The sequence below is a fragment of the Paraburkholderia fungorum genome, assembly GCF_046026025.1.
GTDB classification, from domain to species: domain Bacteria; phylum Pseudomonadota; class Gammaproteobacteria; order Burkholderiales; family Burkholderiaceae; genus Paraburkholderia; species Paraburkholderia fungorum_E.
Map to the genome: position 1 here is coordinate 1 of NZ_JAQQFL010000032.1, position 14,807 is coordinate 14,807.

The 14,807-nt window shown below is 62.9% G+C and carries 11 protein-coding genes; 6 read left to right on the forward strand and 5 right to left on the reverse strand.

Annotated elements, in window-relative coordinates:
* Nucleotides 1–120: 120 nt before the first annotated feature.
* Entirely contained in the window at nt 121–1,353 is a 1,233-nt protein-coding gene (locus PQR67_RS28595) for an ABC transporter substrate-binding protein (RefSeq protein WP_408466201.1), read from the reverse strand.
* A gap of 336 nt (nt 1,354–1,689) precedes the next feature.
* Here PQR67_RS28595 and PQR67_RS28600 point away from each other — a divergent pair, with 336 nt between their 5' ends.
* The 3 genes from PQR67_RS28600 (at nt 1,690) to PQR67_RS28610 (ending at nt 4,587) form a co-directional block, all read left to right on the forward strand.
* Nucleotides 1,690–2,463, forward strand: a complete 774-nt coding sequence (locus tag PQR67_RS28600; RefSeq protein ID WP_408466202.1) for an SDR family oxidoreductase — start codon at nt 1,690–1,692, stop codon at nt 2,461–2,463.
* A gap of 93 nt (nt 2,464–2,556) precedes the next feature.
* Entirely contained in the window at nt 2,557–3,639 is a 1,083-nt protein-coding gene (locus PQR67_RS28605) for an ABC transporter ATP-binding protein (RefSeq protein ID WP_408466203.1), read from the forward strand.
* An 84-nt stretch (nt 3,640–3,723) separates the two neighbouring features.
* Nucleotides 3,724–4,587, forward strand: a complete 864-nt coding sequence (locus PQR67_RS28610) for a MurR/RpiR family transcriptional regulator (protein WP_408466204.1) — start codon at nt 3,724–3,726, stop codon at nt 4,585–4,587.
* A gap of 67 nt (nt 4,588–4,654) precedes the next feature.
* Here PQR67_RS28610 and PQR67_RS28615 read toward each other — a convergent pair whose 3' ends face one another.
* Nucleotides 4,655–5,692 carry a MerR family transcriptional regulator gene (locus PQR67_RS28615; protein ID WP_408466205.1) on the reverse strand — a complete coding sequence of 346 codons (1,038 nt, stop codon included), beginning with the start codon at nt 5,690–5,692 and terminating at the stop codon, nt 4,655–4,657.
* A 314-nt stretch (nt 5,693–6,006) separates the two neighbouring features.
* Between PQR67_RS28615 and PQR67_RS28620 the strand changes: the two genes are divergently transcribed.
* Nucleotides 6,007–7,272, forward strand: coding sequence for a DUF3142 domain-containing protein (locus tag PQR67_RS28620; RefSeq protein ID WP_408466206.1), 1,266 nt, complete (start codon nt 6,007–6,009; stop codon nt 7,270–7,272).
* Nucleotides 7,259–9,934: a hypothetical protein gene (locus PQR67_RS28625; protein ID WP_408466207.1), complete on the forward strand. Its 2,676-nt coding sequence runs from the start codon at nt 7,259–7,261 to the stop codon at nt 9,932–9,934. The genes PQR67_RS28620 and PQR67_RS28625 overlap by 14 nt, the downstream gene beginning before the upstream one ends.
* An 18-nt stretch (nt 9,935–9,952) precedes the next feature.
* Here the strand turns inward: PQR67_RS28625 and PQR67_RS28630 are convergent, their stop codons facing one another.
* The 3 genes from PQR67_RS28630 to PQR67_RS28640 form a co-directional block, all read right to left on the reverse strand.
* Nucleotides 9,953–11,491 (reverse strand): Fic family protein, encoded by a 1,539-nt coding sequence (locus PQR67_RS28630; protein WP_408466208.1) that lies wholly within the window; start codon nt 11,489–11,491, stop codon nt 9,953–9,955.
* Between the two features lie 222 nt (nt 11,492–11,713).
* On the reverse strand, nt 11,714–12,613 hold the full coding sequence (locus tag PQR67_RS28635; RefSeq protein ID WP_408466209.1) for an IclR family transcriptional regulator: 900 nt from the start codon (nt 12,611–12,613) through the stop codon (nt 11,714–11,716).
* Nucleotides 12,610–13,467 carry an IclR family transcriptional regulator gene (locus tag PQR67_RS28640; protein WP_408466210.1) on the reverse strand — a complete coding sequence of 286 codons (858 nt, stop codon included), beginning with the start codon at nt 13,465–13,467 and terminating at the stop codon, nt 12,610–12,612. Before PQR67_RS28640 ends, PQR67_RS28635 begins: the two co-directional genes overlap by 4 nt.
* 286 nt (nt 13,468–13,753) lie before the next feature.
* Between PQR67_RS28640 and PQR67_RS28645 the strand changes: the two genes are divergently transcribed.
* On the forward strand, nt 13,754–14,713 hold the full coding sequence (locus PQR67_RS28645) for an MBL fold metallo-hydrolase (RefSeq protein WP_408466211.1): 960 nt from the start codon (nt 13,754–13,756) through the stop codon (nt 14,711–14,713).
* Nucleotides 14,714–14,807: the final 94 nt, after the last annotated feature.

Here is a 14,807-nt window from a genome sequence, read left to right on the forward strand (position 1 = left end):
TTATAAGAGACAGGGATAGTGAATTACATCATTGAAAACCGACCCGCCCGCGGCCGGCGCACCGGGGGCCCGCGTTCGGTGTTCAGCAAATTTCAGCAAATCGCTACGAGACTACGCGCTTCACTTACCGAGCGACTTGTTCGCCTGCGTTGCCGCGGCATTCAACGCGTCGGCGGGCGTTGCCTTGCCCAGGTAGATCGATTGCATTGCATCGGTCACAGCCTTCGCGGTGTCTTCCCAACCGGTCACAGTCGGCGCGAAGTGAGCCGTCGGCAGCAGCGCGACGAAAGCTTTGGTGTCCGGATCGTTGAATGCCGGATCGGTCGCCTCAGCCTTGGTGGTCGGCAGGAAACCTTCGGTCGTCGTGAACTCGACGCGCGGTTCCTTCGTGAACAGATAGTCGAGGAACTTCCAGGCCGACTTCTTCACCTTCGAGTTCTTGAACATCACGATTGAGTCGGTCACCGCATACGTGGCGTGCGTCGTGCCCATCGGGATCGGATCGATGCCGTACTTCAGGTTCGGTGCTTCCTTCTTGATCTGCTTGGCGAGGAACGGTGCGGAGATCATCATCGCCACACGGCCCTGCTTGAACAGGTTCTGCACGTCTTCACGGCTGTAGCCGGTCACGCCAGGCTGCGTCAGGCCCTGGTCGATCATCGTCTTGTAGAGCGTAGCCGCCTTGATGCCGGCCGGCGAATTGAACGCCGCCTTGCCGTCCTTGCCGACCACGTCGCCGCCATTGGTCCACAGCGCGTAGTAATAGTAGACGTCGGTTTCGATTTCCTTGCCTTGCAAACCGAAGCCGGCAATGCCTTGCGCCTTCAGTTTCTTCGACGCATCGATCACGTCATTCCACGTTTTCGGGCCGTCGGGGTAGCCGACTTTCGCCAGCAGATCCTTGTTGTAGTAGAGCCCGCGTGCGGACGCGGCGATCGGCAGGCCGTACACCTTGCCGTTGATCTCGCCCGGTGCGAGGAACGGGCCGATAAAGCGGCCCTTGAAGCTGGCGTCCATGTAGCCGTCGAGCGGCTCGGCCACGTCGTCCTTGACGAAGTCGAGCAGCCAGCGCGTACCGACAATCGCCAGATCGGCGTTGGCGCCGCCGGAAATGTCCGTTTGCAGTTTCTGTTGCAGCGTGTCCCAGTTCACGTCTTCGATCTTGATCGTGGTGCCGGGATTGGCCTTCTCGAAGTTACGGGCCATCTTTTCGAAGTACGGCGCGGTCGCATCGCTGTAATGCGCGACCGTCACGCGGACCGTGTCGGCGTGAGCCGCGACGGCGATACCTGCAAACGCGAGCGCCACGGCAACTTTGCCGAGCGCGAGGGAAGCACGGGCATGCAACGACATTTCTCTCTCTCCTGTGTCGATCGGAGTCAGCGCTTTAGCACTTGCTCCGGTCCCATCCAAAGATGGTGGGGGTGGTCTGCTGCCGTCGCCGGCCGCGTTGGTTGAAATTGTTTGAAAAAATCCTACATGACGCAAAATAGCTTGTCACGTAGGGTCTGCCATATTTTTTCTTGGCGGGTTTTGTGCATAAGATGCTGTAAAGCAGGGATATTCTGCGTAATGCGAAGTCGCGGATACCCAATCTTCGGGATGACTAGACAACTGCGTGACTCCGGGTTTGTAGGAAATTTACACGCTAAACCGGTGCTGGAACGTGGTTGAGGAGCGAGGGCGGACATGAATCGTGTGGTGTTGGTGACGGGCGCTTGCGGCGGGATTGGCAGCGTGTTGTGCAAGCGTTTCGTGGAGCAGGGCGACACCGTGCTGGCGCTCGATATCGACGCGGCCGCGCTTCGCACCCTGGTGGCGCAGCTCGGCGAGGCGCATGTCACGCCGATCGCGGTCGACCTGGGCGACGCTGCCGCAGTGCAGCAGGCGGTGGCCGTTGCGGTCAAGGCGCGCGGTCCGGTGGACGTGCTGGTCGCCAACGCGGGCGCGGCCAGCGGGATGACGCTCGCCTCGACCGATGCGGCCAGTTGGCAGCGCGACATTCATCTGAATCTGAACGGCACGTATCACACGGTGGAAGCGGTGCGCGCCTCGATGATCGAACGGCAGAAGGGCGTGCTGGTGCTGATCGGCTCGGTGAACGGCATGGCCGCGCTCGGGCATCCGGCATATAGCGCGGCGAAGGCGGGGCTCATCAGCTACACGAAGGCGTTGGCGATCGAGTTGGGCCGCTATGGCATCCGCGCGAACATCGTCTGTCCGGGCACAGTGAAGACGCAGGCGTGGCAGGCGCGCGTCGACAAGAATCCGCAGGTCTTCGAGGATCTGAAGAAGTGGTACCCGTTGCGCGACTTCGCGACGCCCGACGACATCGCCGACGCGGTGACGTTCCTCGCCTCGCCAATGGCACGTGTGATTACCGGCGTCGCGTTGCCGGTCGATGGTGGGCTGATGGCCGGCAACCGCTTGATGGCGGAAGAACTGACGCTGGAATCGCTTTGAATTGATTTGCCCCGCTTTAACCCGATAGCGCGGCCTGTTCCCTGTTCGGCGAAACAGGGCAACAAGACGATGCAGTACCACGATGAGGACAGCATGGCAGCAGTGCAACTGAGCGGCATCTTCAAACGCTATGGCGACACGCAAGTGGTGCACGGCATCGATCTCGACATCGATGACGGCGAGTTCGTCGTGCTGGTCGGCCCGTCGGGTTGCGGCAAGAGCACGCTGATGCGGATGGTGGCGGGGCTCGAGGAAATCAGCGGCGGCGATCTGATGATCGGCGGCACGCGCGCGAATACGCTCGCGCCGCAACAGCGCAATATCTCGATGGTGTTCCAGAGCTACGCGCTCTATCCGCATCTTTCAGTCTACGAAAACATCGCGTTCGGGCCGCGGATTCGCAAGGAATCGTCGGCGAGTTTCAAGCCGCGGATCGAGGCCGCCGCGAAGATGCTGAATCTCGGCGGTTATCTGGATCGTTTGCCGCGTGCGCTGTCGGGCGGCCAGCGTCAGCGGGTGGCGATGGGCCGCGCGGTGGTGCGCGAGCCGTCGTTATTCCTGTTCGACGAACCGCTGTCCAATCTCGACGCCAAACTGCGCGTGCAGATGCGTACGGAAATCAAGGCGCTGCATCAGCGTCTGAAGAATACGGTGATCTACGTCACGCACGATCAGATCGAAGCAATGACAATGGCCGACCGCATCGTCGTGATGAACGCGGGGCGGATCGAACAGATTGGGCGTCCGCTGGAGCTGTACGACCATCCGGCAAATCTGTTCGTCGCAAGCTTCCTCGGCTCGCCGTCGATGAATTTCGCGGAAGGCGTGCTGGTCAATCGCACTGAAGGACAAGGTTTCGCGTTGAAACTCACCGACGGTGGCGAGATCGTGCTGGAAGGCACCCCGGCGTCGGCGGCGGTCGGCGCGAAGGTCACGCTCGGTGTCCGTCCCGAACATATCGAAACCATGGCCGACAAGCCGGACGTCACGATGGAAGTCGAAGTGGTCGAGCCGACTGGCGCCGAGACCCACTTGTACGGGAAAATAGGCGGCAGCACGTGGTGCGTGACAACTCGCCAGCGCTCGAAAGTCGAGCCCGGTCAGCGCGTCACGCTGCGCCTGCCGGCCGAGCATATTCATCTGTTCGATACGGAGAGTGGACGCAGGCTGGTCTGAACCGCGTGTTGCCGCTTGAGGTTGATTCAAGCTGATTGAAGCTGCGACGCGACGCGGATTCATTTAACCCTTAAGGAACACCGGGTGTCCGCACCGAACTTGATTCCCCACATCCGCGGCGCACTGGCCAATTTGCGGCCCGCCGAGCGCAAAGTCGCCGACATGGTGCTGAGCGACGTCGACTTTGCGATGCGCGCGAGCATCACCGAACTGGCGCAGCGCGCGGACGTGTCCGAGCCTTCCGTCACGCGCTTTTGCCGCGCGATCGGTGCGCATGGTCTGCGCGACTTCAAGATGCAATTGGCGCAGAGCGTGGCGGGCGGCGTGCCGTATGCGTCGACAACGGTTGCGCGTGACGACGATGCGCGCACCTTGATGGACAAAGTGGGGGAAGCCGCCGTCGACGGGATTACCCACGCGTGCGGTGCGCTGGACCCGGCGGTGTTCGAGAGCGCGATTGCGGCGTTGTCGAGCGCGGGGCGGGTTTTTTTCTTCGGCGTGGGCTCGGGGTCGGGACTCGTCGCGCAAGACGCGGCGTTGAGGTTCTTGCGGCTGGATATCGCGGCTACCGCGTTTACCGACGGTCATCTGCAACGTCTTTACGCGGGCCTGATGGAGCCGGGCGATGTGGCGTTCGCGATCTCGCACTCGGGCCGCAGCGTCGAAGTGAACGAAAGCATTCAGATTGCCAAGGAGCGCGGTGCAACGACGATTGCGCTGACCAATGTCGGCTCGCGGCTGGCCTGGCTGGTCGATATTCCGTTGCTGCTGCGCGTGCCGAGTCCGATCGATCCGAATACGCCTGGCGTGTCGCGGCTCGTGCATCTGTGCATCATGGATGCGCTGGCGATCGGCGTCGCGTTGAAGGCAGGGCCCAAGACGCTTGAGAAGGTGCGGCACGCCAAGGCGCGCCTGTCGTCGCATGAGCCGGAGTCGACGGGGGAGTGACCTGGATGGTCCGCTTCTGGAGCCCTGCGGCGAGTGCGTAAAGCGTGTGTGAAAAGTGCATGAGGCGTCAGGCCGCTTCAGGCCGCCAGGCGATCATCCCCGCTGTGCGCGCCCGAACTTCCGGCGAAGCTAAACAGGTCGAAACGGCCTCGTATCCCGGCGTGCCTGGATAAGCGGCGACGAGCGTGGGCGGACTGTGATTGGCCGGGCACAGAATAATGGATTCATCGGGTCCAATTGCGGCGAGATCCAGGATTGCGGAAGAGCGCGTCATCAGAAACAGTGGGCGGCCGCCTGCTTTAGCGCGTTGACGCAAATGGACGATCAACGCTTCCTGCGTGGCCTGATCCAGCCCCTGCTCCACCATGTCGACGACAAAGGTGGTCGGCCCTTCGGATTCCAGCCCGACGAGCAAGGCGGTGAGCGCTTCCGATTCCACAGCGCCTTCGCCAATGAGCCACGCCAGAGTCTGATCCACGCGTGATTTGAGAGCCACGTCCGCTTCCATACGGGCAACGGTCGCCGCATTGCCGTCTTGTATCCGGTCGAGGCCGAGAAACGCAGCATTCGGCAGCTTCTCCGCGAGGCACAGCGCCAGCCGCGTCTTACCGCTTCCCAACGGACCGATGATGTAGTTCAGCGGCCGGATCTCGCGAAGTTCGAACCGTTCGCCACCCCATGGCCACGGAAGGTCGAAGGCCGTGCCGGATGCAGCGCCAGGATTGAGCAGGCGCGTCAGTTCTCCGTCGGCAGGCGCCCGACCCTGGGCGAGACCTGCCCGAAGCCGCCTGACCTTGGCAATCGTATCCACAAGCTGGCGAATACCCGCTTCAAGCTTTGCTTCGTGGGCAGCGAGGGCGGGCTCCAGACTGTGAGGGTCGCCTTCCAGCACTTGTGCGACCTGGGCGAGGCTGAGGCCAAGCGCTCGCAGAGCCACAATTTCCGTCGCACGAGTCATCTCGTTGGGACCATAGGTACGGTACCCGGCGACCGTGCGTGCCGGCGTCACCAGGCCGCGCTGCTCGTAGAGCCGCAGGGCCTTGGTCGAGACACCGAGCCGCCGCGCTGCTTCGGAGGCATTCAGATAGGGGGTGGAACAATGCATGAGTCACCTCTGTGTTTGCTGACCACTCGCATCATGAAGCTGGCCCTTGGGGCCGAGTCAACACGATATTGACAGTACGGTATCGTTTTCGCGTCATCGTTTTACAACGAACCGCGCGCACCATAAAATCCGCCGGACTGGCCGAATCCGTCAATGCACCGCGCATTGTCAAATGCGTATTTTAAAAACGCATTGTTAAACGACACCCGAAGGGAAAATGGAAAAGCTCATCGCTTCAGCCCTGCTGTGCCAGCCCTTGCTCGTGCATGGCAGCACTGACGCCACCGCTTGCCGCGTGGTCAAAGCCTTGCACTATGAATGACGGCGGGACAGCGACGGTGCGGCGGCGCGTGCGTGGCGCGCTCGCCGCTTGCGCCGTGTCGCTGCTGGTGTTGACGCTGACGCTCATTGGCGCCTGCAGCAAGCCGCCAGCACCGCTGTCGAACGACGCCTACGTCTGGCAACGCAAATGGACACCGTCCGTCACGTCGGCGGTTGAACAAAGCCGTGGCTTCATCCAGACCTGGCATGTGCTCGCCGCGGAAAAAGACAGCAAGGATGACTGGATCATCGTTTCACCCGATTGGACGACGCTCGCCGCAACGCACGCGCCTGTAACAGCGGTTGTCCGGATCGACGGCCAACTCGACGATCTGAACACGCTGCCCGTCGCGCGCATCGTCAAGCTCGCCGCTGACTGGAAGCAGCACGGTATCCCGCTCGCGGCCATCGAAATCGATCACGACTGCGCGACGTCCAGGCTCGCCGGCTATACGCGCTTTCTCGCCGCGTTACGTGCGCAACTCGATCCCGCCGTCAAACTCACGATCACCGCGCTGCCCACCTGGCTCGACAGCCCGGCGCTCGACACGCTGCTGTCCCAGGCCGACGAATCCATCCTGCAGGTGCACGCCGTCGTGAACCCGGTGCAAGGCCTGTTCGATCCGACGCAGGCGCGCGCCTGGCTGCGCGAATTCGCACAACGCACGCAGCGTCCGTGGCGCGTCGCGTTGCCGACTTACGGTTCGCGCGTGACATGGGGCGACGACGGCCGCGTGGCCGGCATCGAAAGCGAGCGGCCGATGTTGCTCGCCAACGGCCTCGCGCAAGGCGTCTCGCATGAACTCGTCGCGCAGCCCGAACAGATCAGTGCTTTCGTCACGCGGATCGAGCGTGATGCGTTGCCTGGGCTCAAGGGCATCGTCTGGTTCCGCCTACCCACCGATGCCGACGAACGCGCCTGGAGCCTCGCCACCTGGCGTGCCGTGCTCACGCGCGCGCCGCTGACGGTCGCGATTGCCGCCGACGTGCGCCCAAGCACGCAGCAGCCGGGGCTCTTCGACGTCGCGCTCGTCAGCGGCGGCAATACCGACGCGCCGTTACCCGCTGTCGTACGCACCGATGCCTCATGCGAAGCCGCCGACGGCATCAACGGCTACGCACTCGACTATGACGCGCACGGCATGCTGCTGCGCCGCGTTCAACCCGGTTTGCTGCGCGCCGGCATGCGCCGCGACATCGGTTGGCTTCGCTGCGGCGAAGTCGATAACAAAAAGGTCTCCGTTCATGTTGAACCGTAAATATCTTGCGCTGGGTGGCGGGCTCGCGTTGTTGGCTGGCGCGGTGATCGTCCACGCATGCGGACCGTTTTTCCCGCTGCAGTTGCTCGACAATCGCGCCGGTACGCTATCCGGCACGCCGAATAATTCATTTGCGTACGAGGTGTTGCATCTCGTGAAGCCGGGCGACCATCTGCTGGCGCCTGAAGCCGTACATGTTTCGTCGGGACAGCAGCCGGTCGATCCTGCCAAGGCGGTGTTGGCGGGTCTCTCGCCCGAACAGATCGCAACGTTGACCGCGATGGCCAAAGCCGCCGATGGCGACGCCGCCTACGCAATGGGAACGGGCGTGCCGGAGGCGCAGCGGCTCTTTGCCGCCGCGGACGTCGATTTTGCGCACGCGCTGGCGGCCTGCACGAGCACGGCAAGTGCAGCGCCGGATGCGGCTGCATCGGGCGCAAATGGAGCCGCCGCAGAGGCGGCCGCGTCCGACGCCGCGCCTGCAACCGATGCAACCAACGCAACCAACGCAGCAACCACACCAGCCGCCCAAACCAACTGCGACGCACGCGAACCGCTACTCGGCCGCGCGGCCACCCGGCTCGACGCGGTCCTCGCATTGCCCGCGTCGACCGGTGCCCCACGCGCGGTAGCCGCGGCGACCGAACTGGCGGCGATCGCCCAGGCACGAGCGGACGACTGCACGAGCGGTGACGCCTGCGCGGCCCTCACGGCAGCCTTGCCGGCGGCCTACGCAAAACCGCGCGCGCTTGCGGCGAACGGCGCGCCCGATCCCGAAGGGCTCGCCGTGGCCAGCTTCGGCGACGAAGCGCTCACCTATCTGCACGACAAGAAAACCGGCAAACAATGCGACTACCGCAGTTTCCTGAATAGCACGTCTTGCGCGGCGTCGATCGCGCCGGCGAATCTCAAACAGGCCATCAATCTTTACGCGCAGCAGGCGGCACGCGGTGGCAACAGCGGCTTGCAATCCATGCGCTTCATCGCTGCGTGGGCCCTGGCGGGGAACGCGCGGGTCGCCTCACTGATCGACGACCCGGTCGCGCAGCGCCTGCTGGTCGCGTATGCGCTCGCGCGTGAAGGCGACATCGTCAACGATCAGCGGGACAGTGCGTTCGACTACTACGGTGGCTACGACAACAGTTACGGCCCGACCGGTTATGCCGATGCCGCCCGCGGCGACAAGGGCATCAAAGCCAACCCGGCGTTGGTGTCGCTGGTCGAGGCGATTCAGCAACGGGGCATCGATCATGTGGCGGGCGCCGACCGCCTCGCCGCGCTCGCCTATCGAGTCGGCCGCTACGATTTCGCCACTGTGCTGGTGGCGCGTGAGCACAGCGCACTGGCAAGCTGGGTGAGCGCAAAGCTCGCCTTGCGCCGTGGCGATACGGCGGCTGCCGTAGAGGCCTATGCGCAGGCCTCCAAAGCGTTCCCAACCGCGGATTCGAGCATCGAACCGGCCGGCGCGCTGTTGATCAAGGGCGAGCAGGCGGTGCTGACGCTGTCGCGCGGCCAATATGTCGAAGCGCTCGGCTATCTGTTCGACGCGGCGTCGCGACAGGACAAGACGGGCCTGTCTGACGACTCCGTCTCCGAGGTCGCCTACGGCAGCGACATGGCCTATATCGCCGAGCGCGTGCTCACCACGGACGAACTGAAGCACTTCGTCGACTCGCGCGTACCGGCATCGGCGGTGCCTGCGACGCCGGCGTCCGATGCGGGCGCGGATGCCTACTACGCGTTGCGCCAGACCAACGCCGATACCTTGCGTTATCTGCTCGCGCGCCGCCTCGTGCGCGATGGCCGGATCGACGAAGCGCTGCCGTATTTCCCCGCCGACAACGATCCGCGCTACAGCGCCTTCAGTTGGGAAGGCGGGCAGACGACCCGCAAGCAATTGCAGCTTCGCAAGCTCGCGCGCGACTATGCAGCCGCACTCGACGAGGCGCAGCACGCGTGGATGCAGACCAACCGCGCGCATGGCTGGTTCGACGCGGCGACGCTCGCGAAGCAGTACGGCATGGAGCTGATGGGCTACGAGCAAGGGCCGGACTATCGCGACGTCGACGGTGCGTTCGCAGGCGGATCGGGGCGCTCGGGCGTTGTTGCCCCGCGTCTGAATCGCGCTGCAGATGCGGGCGCGGCCAGCGCGGCTGCGGTGCCGGACACGCCGGCGGCGCGCGCGCAGGTGGATCTGGCTGGACCGTTCGTTACCGCCGACGAGAAGCACCGCTATGCGGCCAGCGAGAGCAAACCGCTGACGCGGTTTCACTACCGCGACATCGCTGCCGACTACATCGGCAAAGCGGCGGATGGGCTGCCGCCGCGTTCGCAGGCATTCGCCGCCGTGTTGTGCCGCGGGACGGACTGGATGCGCAACGACGATCCGTCGCGCGCGCTTGGTTTTTATCAGCGCTATGTCAAGGAGGGGGCTTATGTGGACTTCGGCGGCCCGTTCGGCACGCTGTGCCCCAAACCGGATTTCCGGGCCGCGGCGACGTTCACTTATACGCAGGCGTGGCGCGACGTGAAGCGCGATGCAGGGCGCGATAGGAAACGTGTGGCGTTGATCGGATTGCTGATTGCCGCAGGGGCGATCGGTGTGGGCGTGTGGCGCTATCGGAAGGTGAAGGCGCGGCGCGGTGAGGGCGATAGCAAGTGATTTTGCATCGGCGAGAGACTAGTGATCGTTCTCGTCTGAAAATGCTTCGGTAATAGCTTGCACGATTTGCGCACTCAGCGCAGGCCGATCGTTGAGTAGCGTATAGCGCTTGCGTAAGTTGTTCGACACACTGTTATCGTTTTGCCGGACGCTGCGAATGATGCTGTCCAGATCGTTGTCCGGCGCTTCGAGAAATTCCTTGATGGCGCGTCGTGCTTTGTCGTTGGCGTGCAGAAAGCGCGCTTCGGCGCGCATTTCGTGCATGAGTGTCACGTCGATCACGTCAGCAAGATAGATGACGTGTGCGGTCAGATCAGGGTAGCGCCAGGCGGGCAGCGCGTCGTTATAGGCCTGAAAATGCAGGTTGTATTCGACACCGTCTTGCGCGATCTCGGTCTTGCCGAACGTGTACTGGTCCGCATAGTGTTTCATCAGCGGACGCGAAAAGCGTTCGAGCACTTTGTCGTAAGCGGCGCGATCGCGCGTGCTATGAGTGATGGTTGCGGACACCGGCAGGATGATAGGCGCAGGGACCGCGCCGTCGCGACGCAGAATGTCGTTGATCAGAAAGCGCGAAATGCGGCCATTGCCGTCGGCCATGGGGTGCACATAGACGAAGCCGAACGATGCCGCGGCCGCACGTACGATCGGCGCCCCCCCTGCGGTACGTTCCAGGAAGCGGCTCAACCCTGCGAGCATCCTTTCGATGTGTTCCCAAGGCGGCGCGATGTAGTCGACTACTGGCTGATAGCGTGCGATATGTCCAACGTACACCGGCGAGCGGCGGATACCGTAACGCAGCGCTGACTGCCCGAGGATGCCGCGTTGCAAGACATCGAGCGTTTCAGCATCGAACGGATTCGCATGCCGTCCGCATTCGCTTTCCATGACCGCAGCAAAGCGGCGGATTCGGTCCTCTTTATTCTGCTCGTGTTCAATCAGGAAGCTCGCGCGGCTTTCTTTGACCGTCAGCCAGACTGCGCTGCGCAAGATCAGATCGATGCCGTAGGCCGCTTCCAGTTCGGCCAGCGATCCGGCAAGGTCGTAAGCTTCGGCGCGCTGAATTGCTTCGACACGTCGAATGACTGGGCAGAAATCCCGATTTCCCGGCAGGTTGTCGCGCACACGCCAACGTGTGTTGTTGACCGGCGTGCCTACGATGAAGTCTTCGGGACTCAATGCATCGACATAGTTTCCCCGGGAGGGACCTGGCGCGTCCAACGGCTCCGGCATTAACCATTCATAGAAGAAGCAGGCGCGGCGAGCATACGCGCCCGTGGGTTCGCGGACGATCCATGCCTCCAGTTCGTGGCGCACGGCTTGCAATGCATAGAGCCGTGCGAGGAATTCCAGATGAATGCCCTCGTACCTGAAGGCAAAGGTCAGGTTATCGGTCAGGCTGGCGGCCGGACGGTAAGGTTCGGGGTAAACCTCCCGGCGAATGTCCCCGTCGGTGGACGTGGAGCGGATCCGCCCGATTTCGCTACGAACAGCGAAAGGGTGAACCGGTACGACACCGTACGTGTTGGAGAGCCATTGATAACCGATCTGCGGCATGATTTTCGATCTGGGGTGGCTGGGGTGGCTGGGGCGCGCGAGGACACTCTGTTTCGCTGAGTTTCGATTATTCGACTCTCAAAACGATTACAAAACGCCTGTTTTCCAAAAAAACGATTATACGGCGTTTGCACATCGTTTCGATTATTCGGCTCGCAAAACGATTACAAAGTGACAATTTTCAGAAAAAACGATTATTTTTTCCTCGTTGAAGCGGCCTTTTCAGACCCCGCCCACCACCGTCATGCACCCAAACCGCCGCGACAACCTCAGCGTTGCCGCCAGCAGAGTCTGCGCCGGGCCGCCCGCAAGCTCGCTGTCGAAGCTGCCGGTCGGCCCCATCAACGCGAGCACCAGACAGATGCTGCCGGTATGGTCCAGCACCGGCGCGGCCAGCGTGTTGATGCCCGGCACCGGCCGGCTCAATGCGGTGTCGATACCGTCCGTGCGAATTTGCGTGAGCCGTTGCGCGTAGGTGCTCGTCAACTGCGGTAGCGTTGGTGCAACGTCTTTGCGACCCAGGGCGCTTGGACCGTCCGCCGTCCCAGCAAAAATCTCCGCCGCGTCAGCCCCCGCCAGCCGCAAATGATCCTGCGCCAGCAGACCATTGCGCACATCGTCCGCGACATAAGCGGCGAACACTCGCCCAATCGCCGTATTCACCAGCGACAGCACCGTGCCGACCCGCAGGCTCACGTGCAGAGGCCGCGCCGACTCCTCCAGCCGCACGACGGTCGGCCCGAGTGGACCGAGCACCGCCATTGCGACGCTCATGCCCGTCGACGCGGCCAGTTCGACCACTTCCGGCTCGGCTTCCCGCGTCGGCGACAAACGCTGCAAGCCGATCAGGCCAAGCTCCAGCGCTAAAGGCCCGGCTTCGAAGCAACCGGCCGCATCGCGATTGAGCAAGCCGATCTTGAGCAGACTCACCAGATGCGGAAACGCTTTGGCCGGCGGCATGCCGGCCGCCGCCGCAAGGTCGCGCAAGCTCAATGGACGCGCGGCCGCAACCAGCGCGCCAAGCAATTCACCGGTGCTATCGAGCGACTGGATGCCGCGCTGCGGTTTCGCATCGGCGGGGGCGGCGGTTCCAGCAGAAGAGGTGTCGAGAGAATCAGTCACGATGCGGAGGAAGCAAACAAGGAAGGCGCTGCCGCAAGTTCAGCGCTGATGTCATGAGCGGCGGCAAGCAGCGCGCGAGCCGTCGGGCCATTGGCGGCGACGTCGATCGCGCCGGTCGAGCCGATCACGGTCAAGGCGAGGCACAAATGGCCGTTGGCATCGAGCACCGGCGCGCTCAAACTGCTGATGCCCGGGCTCGGCGCATCGACGCTGAATGCGAGTGCGCGTGCGCGAATCTCGATCAAAGCAGCCTCGAACGCGGCGCTTTCGTCAGACGGCGTCATGGCGCTATCCAGCGAGCCCGACTGATTCGCCCACATCCCCGCCAGCGTCTCGCGTGGCAGATAAGCGCAAAACACGCGTCCGGTCGAGGTGGCCGGCAACGACATCACCGTCCCCACATGCAGATTCACATGTAACGGAAAGCCGGCATGTTCATAGCGGACGATGGTCGGCCCTTGCGGCCCGGCAATACAGATCGCGACGCTAAACCCAATGGCTTCAGCCAATGCCGCTACACGCGGCACGGCGGCGCGAAACGCCGGCTGGTTCTCCAGATGCATCAAGCCAAGCCGCAACGACAGCGGACCGGGCTCATAACGGCCCGACAATTCGTCGCGTTTGATCAGGCCCAGGCGGCTCAAGCTCACCAGATAGGCGTGCGCTTGCCCCGGGGCAATCTGCGCGGCGCTGGCGAGATCGGACAAAGCGAGCGGACTGCGGGCCTGTGCGAGCGCCAGCAACACGCGGCCGCCCACCTCAACGCTCTGAATCCCGCGCTGCGTTTTGCCGCCGTCTGCCGTCTCGCTGCCGCCCGCGCCTTTGCCGGTGGCCGATTTCGCTGCTTTGCTCACACCCGCGCTCGTCCGTAAAAAGGGTCCATGTTAGCCGATGGCCTGCGCGAAAGCCCGCGCTGTCCTGTCTTCATCTTAGACGTTCCAGGATTTGCGTATAGCGATACATTTCGTTATTGACAAATAAACAGGTCCGGCCATAAGATGCATTCACCCCGACATACCGGTGCAGTCACAGAGTCAAAACGGGGCGAGACAACCCCCAATACAGCCAGCCCGCGCATCTGAAATCCGCACGCGCAGCCGGCCGTCTCGCCTCACATTCAACTTTTGAGGGAGACTAAGCATGGCAAAGGCATTCGCATCCCAGGCCGACCTGGAAGTCAAGAAAGTCACGTGGACCAAGCTGTCCGAGAACGCCTACGCGTACACCGCTGAAGGCGATCCGAACTCGGGCGTGATCATTGGCGACGACGGCGTGCTGATCGTCGACACCACTGCCACGCCGGCCATGGCGCAGGACCTCATCGCCAAGATCCGCAGCGTTACCGACAAGCCAATCAAATACGTCGTGCTGTCGCACTACCACGCGGTGCGCGTGCTTGGCGCGTCGGCGTATTTCGAAGAAGGCGCGCAGGAAGTGATCGCGAGCCGCGGCACGTACGAGATGATCGTCGAGCGCGGCGAAGCGGACATGAAATCGGAAATCGAACGCTTCCCGCGCCTGTTCGCGGGCGTCGAAACGGTGCCGGGCCTGACGTGGCCGACGCTGGTGTTCGAAAAAGAAATGACGCTGTTCCTCGGCAAGCTCGAAGTGCGTATCGCGCATCTGGGCGCGGGCCATACGAAGGGCGACACGGTGGTGTGGCTGCCGTCGCAAAAGGTGCTGTTCTCGGGCGATCTGGTCGAATACGACGCAGCCTGCTATTGCGGTGACGCTCAACTCGAACAATGGCCGGCCACGCTCGAAGCGCTGCGCGCGTTGAAGGCCGAAAAACTGGTGCCGGGCCGCGGTCCTGCATTGACCACACCGCAAGACGTCGACAAGGGCCTCGATTACACGAAAGACTTCGTCACCACGCTGCTGCAGCAAGGTCGCGAAGCCGTCGAACAGAAGCTCGATCTGAAGGCCGCGATGGCGCACACGCGCAAGGCAATGGACCCGAAATTCGGCCAGGTGTTTATCTACGAACACTGCCTGCCGTTCGACGTTTCGCGCGCCTTCGACGAAGCGAGCGGCATCACGCATCCGCGCATCTGGACCGCGCAGCGCGACAAGGAAATGTGGGACGCGCTGCAAGCCTGATTGGAGGCCCGATTGGAAGCCCGATTGGAAGCCCGATCACAAACCTGATCACCGCATAGAAACGCCGGAAAGCGTCAAGCAGAGCAGAGAAGGA

Bases quoted from the DNA above. Each gene is read 5' to 3' on its own strand.
- PQR67_RS28595 (WP_408466201.1), bottom strand. From the start codon at position 1,353: ATGTCGTTGCATGCCCGTGCTTCCCTCGCGCTCGGCAAAGTTGCCGTG.
- PQR67_RS28620 (WP_408466206.1), top strand. From the start codon at position 6,007: ATGAATGACGGCGGGACAGCGACGGTGCGGCGGCGCGTGCGTGGCGCG.
- PQR67_RS28605 (WP_408466203.1), top strand. From the start codon at position 2,557: ATGGCAGCAGTGCAACTGAGCGGCATCTTCAAACGCTATGGCGACACG.
- PQR67_RS28645 (WP_408466211.1), top strand. From the start codon at position 13,754: ATGGCAAAGGCATTCGCATCCCAGGCCGACCTGGAAGTCAAGAAAGTC.
- PQR67_RS28615 (WP_408466205.1), bottom strand. From the start codon at position 5,692: ATGCATTGTTCCACCCCCTATCTGAATGCCTCCGAAGCAGCGCGGCGG.
- PQR67_RS28630 (WP_408466208.1), bottom strand. From the start codon at position 11,491: ATGCCGCAGATCGGTTATCAATGGCTCTCCAACACGTACGGTGTCGTA.
- PQR67_RS28625 (WP_408466207.1), top strand. From the start codon at position 7,259: ATGTTGAACCGTAAATATCTTGCGCTGGGTGGCGGGCTCGCGTTGTTG.
- PQR67_RS28600 (WP_408466202.1), top strand. From the start codon at position 1,690: ATGAATCGTGTGGTGTTGGTGACGGGCGCTTGCGGCGGGATTGGCAGC.